General features: G+C 62.3%; 2 protein-coding genes and 1 pseudogene. 2 read left to right on the top strand and 1 reads right to left on the bottom strand.

Features of this window, described 5'->3' with window-relative positions:
• Positions 1-33 precede the first annotated feature (33 nt).
• Together BTHE68_RS10755 and BTHE68_RS10750 are read left to right on the top strand one after the other, a co-directional pair.
• A pseudogene (locus tag BTHE68_RS10755) lies at positions 34-10,638 on the top strand (YadA-like family protein); the annotation flags it as partial.
• Between the two features lie 83 nt (positions 10,639-10,721).
• Entirely contained in the window at positions 10,722-11,462 is a 741-nt protein-coding gene (locus tag BTHE68_RS10750) for an OmpA family protein (RefSeq protein ID WP_162066315.1), read from the top strand.
• Between the two features lie 72 nt (positions 11,463-11,534).
• On the opposite strand, the gene BTHE68_RS10745 is transcribed toward BTHE68_RS10750, so the two are convergent.
• A complete protein-coding gene (locus tag BTHE68_RS10745) occupies positions 11,535-13,169 on the bottom strand; it encodes a tetratricopeptide repeat protein (protein ID WP_162066314.1) in 1,635 nt (544 codons plus the stop codon).
• Positions 13,170-13,309 lie beyond the last annotated feature (140 nt).

Here is a 13,309-nt window from a genome sequence, read left to right as displayed (position 1 = left end):
GCGTATGGCGGCGTGCTTCTTTCCGGCATCGCTGCCGGTGTGAGCACGCGTGATGCCGTGAACGTCGGTCAGCTTACGCCGCTCGTCACCGCTTTGGGCGGCGGCGCGTCGTTTAACACGACCACGGGCGCCGTCACCGGACCTACATTTGCGCTTCCCAAGGCCAGCGCGATAACGGGCATGGCGGCGTCGCAGACCGACGTAGGCTCCGCGCTCACGGAAATCGACACCGCGTTGGGCTCGCAGGGCAACCAGATCAATAACATTTACGCAACGGGCACGAAGTACTTCCATGCGAACAGCACGGGAGCGGATTCGACTGCTTCAGGTGCGAATGCGGTGGCGATCGGTCAGGCGGCCACGAGCGTTGGCACGAGTTCGATCGCCATGGGGGCGTCCGCGAAGACCGCAGGCGACTATGCCGAGGCAATTGGCAATAATGCGTTTGCGAACAATATGGGCGACATCGCATTGGGTGCGTCCGCGACGGCTTCGGGCGGCGGCACGTACTACGCCACGGCGCTCGGCACGAGTGCCACGGCGCAGGGTATTGCGACCACTGCGCTGGGTGGATCATCGACGGCGACGGGAGACTCCGGCACGGCAGTTGGTTATGGCGCGACGGCATCGGGTGCGAGTTCCCTGGCGTTGGGTACGAATGCGGCCGCTAGCGCCCAGAATGCGACGGCGCTGGGTCGTTTTGCGAAGGCGACGGCCGCGAACTCGCTCGCATTGGGTCAGAATGCGAATGCGTCGGTGGCCAACTCGGTTGCACTGGGCGTGAGCTCGACGACCGCGGCCGTGGTGAACACCACGGGCGCGACGATCGGCGGCACGGTGTACACGTTCGCGGGCAGCAACGCGACGGGCACGGTGTCGGTGGGTTCGGCGGGTGCGGAGCGCACGATCACCAACGTCGGAGCAGGTCGCCTGTCGTCGACTTCGACGGACGCGGTGAACGGCTCGCAGTTGTATGCGACCAACACGGCGGTATCAAATCTGGGCAACCAGATCAACAACATCAACACCAGCGGCAGCATCAAATACTTCCATGCGAACAGCACTGGAGCGGACTCGACTGCTTCGGGCGCGGATGCGGTGGCGATTGGTCAGGCGGCCACGAGCGTTGGCACGAGTGCGATCGCAATGGGCGCGAACGCCAAGACCGGAGCCGGATGGGCCGTAGCAATCGGCGATTCGGCGTTTGGGAGCAATTACGGCGACATCGCGTTGGGCGCGTCCGCGACGGCTTCGGGCAACGGCACCTATAACGCGACGGCGATCGGCACGAATGCACTTGCGTCGAATAATGCGGCCACTGCACTTGGTGGAACATCGACGGCGGCGGGAGACGGTAGCACGGCAGTTGGCTTCGGCGCGCTTGCGTCGGCTACGAGTTCCGTGGCGTTGGGTACAAATGCGAGCGCTTCCGCTCTGAATGCGACGGCTCTGGGTCGTTCCGCGGTGGCAACGGCCGCAAACTCGCTTGCATTGGGTGAGAACGCGAATGCGTCAGTGGCGGGCTCGGTTGCGTTGGGCGCGAACTCGACGACGGCGGCAGTGGTGAACACCACGGGCGCGACGATCGGCGGTAAGGCGTACACGTTTGCAGGCAGCAACGCGACGAGCACGGTGTCGGTGGGTTCGGCGGGTTCGGAGCGCACGATCACCAACGTGGCGGCGGGTCGTCTGTCGGCGACTTCGACGGACGCGGTGAACGGCTCGCAGCTGTACGCAGCGGATCAGGCGATCAACCAGAACACGTCGGATATCTCGAACGTGGCTGGCAGCGTGACGAACATCGGTGGCAACGTCACGAACATGGGCAACCAGATCAACAACATCTACACGACGGGCACGAAGTACTTCCATGCGAACAGCACGGGAGCGGATTCGACGGCTACGGGCGTGGATTCTGTAGCGATCGGTACGGGTGCGGTGTCGAGCAACAAGAACGACGTGGCACTGGGCGCGAACTCGAAGACGGCGGCCGTGGTGAACACCACGGGCGCGACGATCGGCGGCACGGCGTACACCTTCGCGGGCAGCAACGCGACGAGCACGGTGTCGGTGGGTTCGGCAGGTGCGGAGCGCACGATCACCAACGTGGCGGCGGGTCGTCTGTCGTCGACCTCGACGGATGCGGTGAACGGCTCGCAGCTGTATGCGACCAATACCGCGATGTCGAATCTGAGCAATCAGATCAACAGCATCAACACCAGCGGCAGCATCGAATACTTCCATGCGAACAGCACGGGAACGGATTCGCGTGCTGTGGGCGTGGATTCTGTTGCGATCGGTACGGGTGCGGTGTCGAACAACAACAACGACGTGGCGCTGGGTGCGAACTCGAAGACGGCGGCAGTGGTGAACACCACGGGCGCGACGATCGGCGGCACGGCGTACACGTTCGCGGGCAGCAACGCGACGAGCACGGTGTCGGTGGGTTCGGCGGGTTCGGAGCGCACGATCACCAACGTGGCGGCGGGTCGTCTGTCGGCGACCTCGACGGATGCGGTGAACGGCTCGCAGCTGTACGCAGCGGATCAGGCGATCAACCAGAACACGTCGGATATCTCGAACGTGGCTGGCAGCGTGACGAACATCGGTGGCAACGTCACGAACATGGGCAACCAGATCAACAACATCTACACGACGGGCACGAAGTACTTCCATGCGAACAGCACGGGAGCGGATTCGACGGCTACGGGCGTGGATTCGGTTGCGATCGGTACGGGTGCGGTGTCGAGCAACAAGAACGACGTGGCGCTGGGCGCGAACTCGAAGACGGCGGCCGTGGTGAACACCACGGGCGCGACGATCGGCGGCACGGCGTACACGTTTGCGGGCAGCAACGCGACGAGCACGGTGTCGGTGGGTTCGGCGGGTGCGGAGCGCACGATCACCAACGTGGCGGCGGGTCGTCTGTCGGCGACTTCGACGGACGCGGTGAACGGCTCGCAGCTGTATGCAGCGGATCAGGCGATCAACCAGAACACGTCGGATATCTCGAACGTGGCGGGCAGCGTGACGAACATCGGTGGCAACGTCACGAACCTGGGCAACCAGATCAACAACATCTACACGACGGGTACGAAGTACTTCCATGCGAACAGCACGGGAGCGGATTCGACGGCTACGGGCGTGGATTCTGTTGCGATCGGTACGGGTGCGGTGTCGAGCAACAAGAACGACGTGGCACTGGGTGCAAACTCGAAGACGGCGGCAGTGGTGAACACCACGGGCGCGACGATCGGCGGCACGGCGTACACCTTCGCGGGCAGCAACGCGACGAGCACGGTGTCGGTGGGTTCGGCGGGTGCGGAGCGCACGATCACCAACGTGGCGGCGGGTCGCCTGTCGTCGACCTCGACGGACGCAGTGAACGGCTCGCAGCTGTATGCGACCAATACCGCGATGTCGAATCTGAGCAATCAGATCAACAGCATCAACACCAGCGGCAGCATCGAATACTTCCATGCGAACAGCACGGGAACGGATTCGCGTGCTGTGGGCGTGGATTCTGTTGCGATCGGTACGGGTGCGGTGTCGAACAACAACAACGACGTGGCGCTGGGTGCGAACTCGAAGACGGCGGCAGTGGTGAACACCACGGGCGCGACGATCGGCGGCACGGCGTACACGTTCGCGGGCAGCAACGCGACGAGCACGGTGTCGGTGGGTTCGGCGGGTTCGGAGCGCACGATCACCAACGTGGCGGCGGGTCGTCTGTCGGCGACCTCGACGGATGCGGTGAACGGCTCGCAGCTGTACGCAGCGGATCAGGCGATCAACCAGAACACGTCGGATATCTCGAACGTGGCTGGCAGCGTGACGAACATCGGTGGCAACGTCACGAACATGGGCAACCAGATCAACAACATCTACACGACGGGCACGAAGTACTTCCATGCGAACAGCACGGGAGCGGATTCGACGGCTACGGGCGTGGATTCGGTTGCGATCGGTACGGGTGCGGTGTCGAGCAACAAGAACGACGTGGCGCTGGGCGCGAACTCGAAGACGGCGGCCGTGGTGAACACCACGGGCGCGACGATCGGCGGCACGGCGTACACGTTTGCGGGCAGCAACGCGACGAGCACGGTGTCGGTGGGTTCGGCGGGTGCGGAGCGCACGATCACCAACGTGGCGGCGGGTCGTCTGTCGGCGACTTCGACGGACGCGGTGAACGGCTCGCAGCTGTATGCAGCGGATCAGGCGATCAACCAGAACACGTCGGATATCTCGAACGTGGCGGGCAGCGTGACGAACATCGGTGGCAACGTCACGAACATGGGCAACCAGATCAACAACATCTACACGACGGGCACGAAGTACTTCCATGCGAACAGCACGGGAGCGGATTCGACGGCTACGGGCGTGGATTCGGTTGCGATCGGTACGGGTGCGGTGTCGAGCAACAAGAACGACGTGGCACTGGGCGCGAACTCGAAGACGGCGGCAGTGGTGAATACCACGGGCGCGACGATCGGCGGCACGGCGTACACGTTCGCGGGCAGCAACGCGACGAGCACGGTGTCGGTGGGTTCGGCAGGTGCGGAGCGCACGATCACCAACGTGGCGGCGGGTCGTCTGTCGTCGACCTCGACGGATGCGGTGAACGGCTCGCAGCTGTATGCGACCAATACCGCGATGTCGAATCTGAGCAATCAGATCAACAGCATCAACACCAGCGGCAGCATCGAATACTTCCATGCGAACAGCACGGGAACGGATTCGCGTGCTGTGGGCGTGGATTCTGTTGCGATCGGTACGGGTGCGGTGTCGAACAACAGCAACGACGTGGCACTGGGCGCGAACTCGAAGACGGCGGCCGTGGTGAACACCACGGGCGCGACGATCGGCGGCACGGCGTACACGTTCGCGGGCAGCAACGCGACGAGCACGGTGTCGGTGGGTTCGGCGGGTGCGGAGCGCACGATCACCAACGTGGCGGCGGGTCGCCTGTCGGCGACTTCGACGGACGCGGTGAACGGCTCGCAGCTGTACGCAGCGGATCAGGCGATCAACCAGAACACGTCGGATATCTCGAACGTGGCTGGCAGCGTGACGAACATCGGTGGCAACGTCACGAACATGGGCAACCAGATCAACAACATCTACACGACGGGCACGAAGTACTTCCATGCGAACAGCACGGGAGCGGATTCGACGGCTACGGGCGTGGATTCGGTTGCGATCGGTACGGGTGCGGTGTCGAGCAACAAGAACGACGTGGCACTGGGCGCGAACTCGAAGACGGCGGCCGTGGTGAACACCACGGGCGCGACGATCGGCGGCACGGCGTACACGTTCGCGGGCAGCAACGCGACGAGCACGGTGTCGGTGGGTTCGGCGGGTGCGGAGCGCACGATCACCAACGTGGCGGCGGGTCGTCTGTCGTCGACCTCGACGGATGCGGTGAACGGCTCGCAACTGTACGCATCGAATCTGGCGATCAACGACGCGATCAACAACTCGAGCGCGGGTTCGGTGAAGTACGACGTGATCAACGGCGCGACCGACATGAACAGCGTCACGATGGGCGGCACGACGTACAACACGACGACGCATGAAGGCGGCACGACGATTCACAACGTGGCTGACGGCACGCAAGCTGGCGACGCGGTGAACTTCTCGCAGCTGACGAACGTGAGCAACTCGATCAACAACATCTACAACACGGGTGTGAAGTACTTCCATGCGAACAGCACGGGAGCGGATTCGACGGCTACGGGCGTGGATTCTGTAGCGATCGGTACGGGTGCGGTGTCGAGCAACAAGAACGACGTGGCACTGGGTGCGAACTCGAAGACGGCGGCCGTGGTGAACACCACGGGCGCGACGATCGGCGGCACGGCGTACACGTTCGCGGGCAGCAATGCGACGAGCACGGTGTCGGTGGGTTCGGCGGGTGCTGAGCGCACGATCACCAACGTGGCGGCGGGTCGTCTGTCGGCGACCTCGACGGACGCGGTGAACGGCTCGCAGCTGTACGCAGCGGATCAGGCGATCAACCAGAACACGTCGGACATCTCGAACGTGGCGGGCTCGATCACCAACATCTCGGGCGACATCACCAACATCGCTGGTGACGTCACGAACATGGGTGACCAGATCAACAACGTGTACACGAAGGGCACGAAGTACTTCCATGCGAACAGCACGGGAGCGGATTCGACGGCTACGGGCGTGGATTCTGTTGCGATCGGTACGGGTGCGGTGTCGAGCAACAAGAACGATGTGGCGCTGGGTGCAAACTCGAAGACGGCGGCCGTGGTGAACACCACGGGCGCGACGATCGGCGGCACGGCGTACACGTTCGCGGGCAGCAACGCGACGAGCACGGTGTCGGTGGGTTCGGCGGGTGCGGAGCGCACGATCACCAACGTGGCGGCGGGTCGTCTGTCGGCGACCTCGACGGACGCGGTGAACGGCTCGCAGCTGTACGCAGCGGATCAGGCGATCAACCAGAACACGTCGGACATCTCGAACGTGGCGGGCTCGGTCACCAACATCTCGGGCGACATCACCAACATGCAAGGCGACATCACCAACATCGCTGGTGACGTCACGAACATGGGTGACCAGATCAACAACGTGTACACGAAGGGCACGAAGTACTTCCATGCGAACAGCACGGGAGCGGATTCGACGGCTACGGGCGTGGATTCTGTTGCGATCGGTACGGGTGCGGTGTCGAGCAACAAGAACGATGTGGCGCTGGGTGCGAACTCGAAGACGGCGGCCGTGGTGAACACCAAGGGCGCGACGATCGGCGGCACGGCGTACACGTTCGCGGGCAGCAACGCGACGAGCACGGTGTCGGTGGGTTCGGCGGGTGCGGAGCGCACGATCACCAACGTGGCGGCGGGTCGTCTGTCGGCGACCTCGACGGACGCGGTGAACGGCTCGCAGCTGTACGCAGCGGATCAGGCGATCAACCAGAACACGTCGGACATCTCGAACGTGGCGGGCTCGATCACCAACATCTCGGGCGACATCACCAACATCGCTGGTGACGTCACGAACATGGGTGACCAGATCAACAACGTGTACACGAAGGGCACGAAGTACTTCCATGCGAACAGCACGGGAGCGGATTCGACGGCTACGGGCGTGGATTCTGTTGCGATCGGTACGGGTGCGGTGTCGAGCAACAAGAACGATGTGGCGCTGGGTGCGAACTCGAAGACGGCGGCCGTGGTGAACACCAAGGGCGCGACGATCGGCGGCACGGCGTACACGTTCGCGGGCAGCAACGCGACGAGCACGGTGTCGGTGGGTTCGGCGGGTTCGGAGCGCACGATCACCAACGTGGCGGCGGGTCGTCTGTCGGCGACCTCGACGGACGCGGTGAACGGCTCGCAGCTGTACGCAGCGGATCAGGCGATCAACCAGAACACGTCGGACATCTCGAACGTGGCGGGCTCGGTCACCAACATCTCGGGCGACATCACCAACATGCAAGGCGACATCACCAACATCGCTGGTGACGTCACGAACATGGGTGACCAGATCAACAACGTGTACACGAAGGGCACGAAGTACTTCCATGCGAACAGCACGGGAGCGGATTCGACGGCTACGGGCGTGGATTCTGTTGCGATCGGTACGGGTGCGGTGTCGAGCAACAAGAACGACGTGGCGCTGGGCGCGAACTCGAAGACGGCGGCCGTGGTGAACACCAAGGGCGCGACGATCGGCGGCACGGCGTACACGTTCGCGGGCAGCAACGCGACGAGCACGGTGTCGGTGGGTTCGGCGGGTGCGGAGCGCACGATCACCAACGTGGCGGCGGGTCGTCTGTCGGCGACCTCGACGGACGCGGTGAACGGCTCGCAGCTGTACGCAGCGGATCAGGCGATCAACCAGAACACGTCGGACATCTCGAACGTGGCGGGCTCGATCACCAACATCTCGGGCGACATCACCAACATCGCTGGTGACGTCACGAACATGGGTGACCAGATCAACAACGTGTACACGAAGGGCACGAAGTACTTCCATGCGAACAGCACGGGAGCGGATTCGACGGCTACGGGCGTGGATTCTGTTGCGATCGGTACGGGTGCGGTGTCGAGCAACAAGAACGATGTGGCGCTGGGTGCGAACTCGAAGACGGCGGCCGTGGTGAACACCAAGGGCGCGACGATCGGCGGCACGGCGTACACGTTCGCGGGCAGCAACGCGACGAGCACGGTGTCGGTGGGTTCGGCGGGTGCGGAGCGCACGATCACCAACGTGGCGGCAGGTCGTCTGTCGTCGACCTCGACGGACGCGGTGAACGGCTCGCAACTGTACGCAGCGGATCAGGCGATCAACCAGAACACGTCGGATATCTCGAACGTGGCGGGCTCGATCACCAACATCTCGGGTGACATCACCAACATGCAAGGCGACATCACCAACATCGCTGGTGACGTCACGAACATGGGTGACCAGATCAACAACGTGTACACGAAGGGCACGAAGTACTTCCATGCGAACAGCACGGGAGCGGATTCGACGGCTACGGGCGTGGATTCTGTTGCGATCGGTACGGGTGCGGTGTCGAGCAACAAGAACGATGTGGCGCTGGGTGCGAACTCGAAGACGGCGGCCGTGGTGAACACCAAGGGCGCGACGATCGGCGGCACGGCGTACACGTTCGCGGGCAGCAACGCGACGAGCACGGTGTCGGTGGGTTCGGCGGGTGCGGAGCGCACGATCACCAACGTGGCGGCGGGTCGTCTGTCGTCGACCTCGACGGATGCGGTGAACGGCTCGCAACTGTACGCATCGAATCTGGCGATCAACGACGCGATCAACAACTCGAGCGCGGGTTCGGTGAAGTACGACGTGATCAACGGCGCGACCGACATGAACAGCGTCACGATGGGCGGCACGACGTACAACACGACGACGCATGAAGGCGGCACGACGATTCACAACGTGGCTGACGGCACGCAAGCTGGCGACGCGGTGAACTTCTCGCAGCTGACGAACGTTAGCAACTCGATCAACAACATCTACAACACGGGTGTGAAGTACTTCCATGCGAACAGCACGGGAGCGGATTCGACGGCTACGGGCGTGGATTCTGTTGCGATCGGTACGGGTGCGGTGTCGAACAACAAGAACGACGTGGCGCTGGGCGCGAACTCGAAGACGGCGGCCGTGGTGAACACCGCGGGCGCGACGATCGGCGGCACGGCGTACACGTTCGCGGGCAGCAACGCGACGAGCACGGTGTCGGTGGGTTCGGCGGGTGCGGAGCGCACGATCACCAACGTGGCGGCGGGTCGCCTGTCGTCGACCTCGACGGATGCGGTGAACGGCTCGCAGCTGTACGCGGCGAATCAGGCGATCGACCAGAACACGTCGGACATCTCGAACGTGGCGGGCTCGATCACCAACATCGGTGGTGACATCACCAACATGGGAAACCAGATCAACAACATCTACGAGACGGGCACGAAGTACTTCCATGCGAACAGCACGGGAGCGGATTCGACGGCTACGGGCGTGGATTCTGTTGCGATCGGTACGGGTGCGGTTGCGAATAACGCTAACGATATTGCTTTGGGAGCGAACTCTACCTCTTCGGCTGCCGTGGCGACTACGGGTACGACTATTGGCGGTGTGGACTACACCTTTGCCGGTACTTCGCCGGTCGGTACCCTCAGCATCGGGTCGGTGGGTCACGAACGTACGATCACCAATGTCGCGGCGGGAACGATCTCGGGCACGTCGACGGACGCCGTGAATGGTTCGCAGCTATATGCGACGAACCAGGCGGTGAACAACCTGGCGGGCGAGATCACGCACATCACGAACACCGCGACCAACGGCGCTGTGAAGTACGACACGAATCCGGACAACACGACGAACTACAACAGCATCACGCTCGGAGGTAACACGTACAACTCCAAGACGCGTCAAGGCGGCACGGCGATTCACAACGTGGCGTACGGTGTCGATGGTGGCGACGCAGTCAACGTAGACCAGTTGAACGACGCAATCGGCAATGTCACGCATATTGCTGAAACGGCGAGCAACCCGTTCTTCACGGCTGATGGCAATCGCGATACAGAGCAGGCCGTGGCAACCGGTACGCATTCGACCGCGATGGGTGCCAATGCAGGTGCGACGGGATCCCAAGCTACCGCAATCGGCTCGGGCTCTACCGCGTCGGCAACGAACTCGGTCGCGCTGGGCGCTAACTCCGTCGCTGACCGCGAAAACACGGTCTCTGTCGGCTCAGCTGGTAACGAGCGTCAGATCACGAATGTCGCGGCTGGCACACAGGGCACCGATGCCGTAAATCTGGATCAGTTGAACCAGAGCATCTCGCAGGGTGTGACGCAAGCCAATTCGTACACCGATCAAAAGGTCAACGCGTTGGGTGATCAGATCACCTCCGTGGCACGCAGCGCCTACTCGGGCGTGGCTGCAGCAACAGCGCTGACCATGATTCCCGATGTCGATCTCGGCAAGACGATCGCGGTTGGCGTCGGCACGGCCAACTACAAGGGTTATCAGGCAACAGCCCTTGGTGCCACCGCGCGCATTACGCAGAACATCAAGGTGAAGGTTGGCGCTGGCTACAGTTCTGGAGGTATGACAGTTGGCGCTGGTGCGTCTTACCAGTGGTAACCTACAACTGATGGCAATCGGACGGTGAAGACCGTCCGATTGTTTCGGTTAGCAAAGCAAATTCAATTCGGTAAGAGTAAATCATGTACATTCGAATTCTGTTGGCAGCCTTCGTCGCCGTAGCGGCGACCGGCTGTACGAGCTATTCCACACCGACGACAAACACAGACGTGGTGACATTGAGTACTGGCGATCAGGCTTGGCGCGTTCAGTGCCAAGGGTTGTTGGAGAGCAGCAAGACCTGTATGAATCGTGCGCAGGAAATCTGCAAGGATCAGTCCGTGCGCCTGATCGGCGCGGTGGATCACATGGCGAACGATCGCAGGGCGGTGAGCGATCCGCGCGAGATCACGTTCAAGTGCGGCAACGCTCCCGCTGCGACACCGTCACCAGCACCCGCGCCAGTGGTCGCACCGGTTCCAGTACCCGTTCCGGCACCCGCGCCTGTCAAACCGATCCGAGCTTTGACGTTGCCGGGCGACGCAAACTTCGCGACCAACAGTGCGGTCCTCAGTCCGATCGCGCAGCGCAAGCTGGACGAGTTCGTCGAGGCGAACAAGGGCTACCATATCCAGCGTTTGAGCATCGCGGGTTATACGGATTCAACCGGTTCAATGGCTCTCAACCAACGGCTCTCCGAAGCGCGTGCATTGGCGACGCAGAACTATCTGACGTCGCGTGGTCTGCGCGCCGATAGTTACGACGTGCATGGTTTTGGCCCTGCGTCGCCGGTGGCCACCAACGCAACGGCCGCTGGGCGCGCGCAAAATCGGCGCGTCGAGATCAGCACAGACGGCATCGAGATCCGCGCGGTCGGTCAGTAATAGCAGGAAGCGAACATATTAGTTCAGGATGACAAAGAGCCCGACGCCGTGAGGCGTCGGGCTCTTCTCATTTCAGATCTGCCCAGCCGGAAGTGCCACGAGATCCTCCCTGAGCTCTTCGAAAACAGACTCCCAATCCGCAAACCGCTTCTGCCGATATAGCGTGGCACTCGGATACCACGGGCTATCTGTGCGATCGAGTAGCCACACCCAATGCGGATTGACATCGAGCAGAACCCAGGTTCGCTGTCCCAAAGCGCCACTCAGATGTGCGACCGACGTGCATACGCTTATCACCAGGTCCAGCGCGCTGATGAACGCGGCCGTATCGTCGAAACTCTTGAACTCGCTCGTGAAATCGGCGATGTCCAGGCCCGCGGAGCGCGCCGCCGCGACCTCGGCACTTGCATCGGGTTGGAGCGAATAGAACGCCACATTGTCGAGGTCGCGAAAGTACGCTTCGTAGCGTTCGAGTCCGACGCGACGGAATGGGTTGCGCTGATGCGTGCGGCTGCCGGTCCACGTTAATCCGACCTTGAGACGTTTTTCCGTGCCAAGACGCTCACGCCATTCGTCGACGGCTTTCGGGTCGGCGTCCAGATAGGGTACATCTGCAGGAATGGTGTTTTCGCGAGTATCGAGAATAAGCGGCAGCGTCACCATCGAAATTTCGTAGTCGAACCTCGGTAATAATTCGACGCCACCGCCCAGCGTGAATTCATCTGCATAACGAGCGAGCGTGCGGGCGAGCAACCCGCCCATCTGGGGGAACGAATTCCACGCGAGCCGCCCGCCTTCGCGATGCACTCGATCCGCAAGCAAAGGCACATAGCGGCAAAACTGCAACAGGTCGCCCATGCCTTGTTCGCCCCAGAGCAGGAGTGTCTTACCCTCGAGCGGCTGGCCTTGCCACGTCGGGCCGGGGAATGCGGGTCGCTTTCCCGCCAGTTCCTTCGCGCCGTCCCATCGCGCTTCGTGCTCCGCCCAACCATCGGCGTAGTTGCCTCGCATGAGATGAAGCATCCCCAGATTCGATCGATACGCCGCGTTGCCCGGGGCAAGCTGAAGTGCTGTCGTCGCATAGCGCTCGGCGTCGTCCCATCTTTGAGCTTCGCGCAGCTTTTGCCCGTGGTTGCTGATCACGACGGAATCGTCGGGCGCGAGTTTCACTGCACGCTCGCTGGCTTCGAGAGAGCCATCGAGATCGAATCTTGCCAAACGTACTTTGCTGAGATTGACCCAACAGTTCGCGTCATTCGGGCTATGTACGAGCGCGGTTTCGAGCAATTCGGCCGCTTCGCCAGACGCCGGATTGCCGTCCAGCAGCGCGGCGGCAAGGTTGTTTCGCAGACTGATCAGATTGGGATCGATTGCGAGCGCTGCGCGATAGGGCGTCATGGAATCGACGTGACGATTCGCATACTGAAGAGCCAACCCCAGGTTGAAATGCGCCAGCGCACTGCGTGGTTCGAGCGCCAGCAGGGTGCGTGCGATGTTTTCGGCTTCGATATTGCGTCGTTCGATGCCGAGTCGTGAAAGCAGGGCGCTGATAGACGCGCCATCCGTAAGCGACAAGTGACTCGCAGCCTGCATCCAGATGTCGCGCGCGCGTTGATCGCCCTGTTGTTGCGCGTTTAGTGCATTGCGCAGGAAGGTCTGGAAAGCATCGAGGATCGAGCCCGTCGCATGATGGATCGATTCGTTCATTCGGTATCCTGGGAGTCGGCCTGAAACGTCGTCGGCGTGCAAACAGGCCGTTGTGTTCGGGTTCAATGTGCGTCGCACATGGTGCAGACGCGGAGCGCTCGAGGACGGATCTACGTCTCCTCGATCCGGGATATGTGAAG

The organism is Burkholderia sp. THE68, from assembly GCF_009938265.1.
GTDB lineage: Bacteria > Pseudomonadota > Gammaproteobacteria > Burkholderiales > Burkholderiaceae > Caballeronia.
Note: the sequence above shows the minus strand (reverse complement) of the source record. Positions and strands in the feature narration are given on the sequence as shown.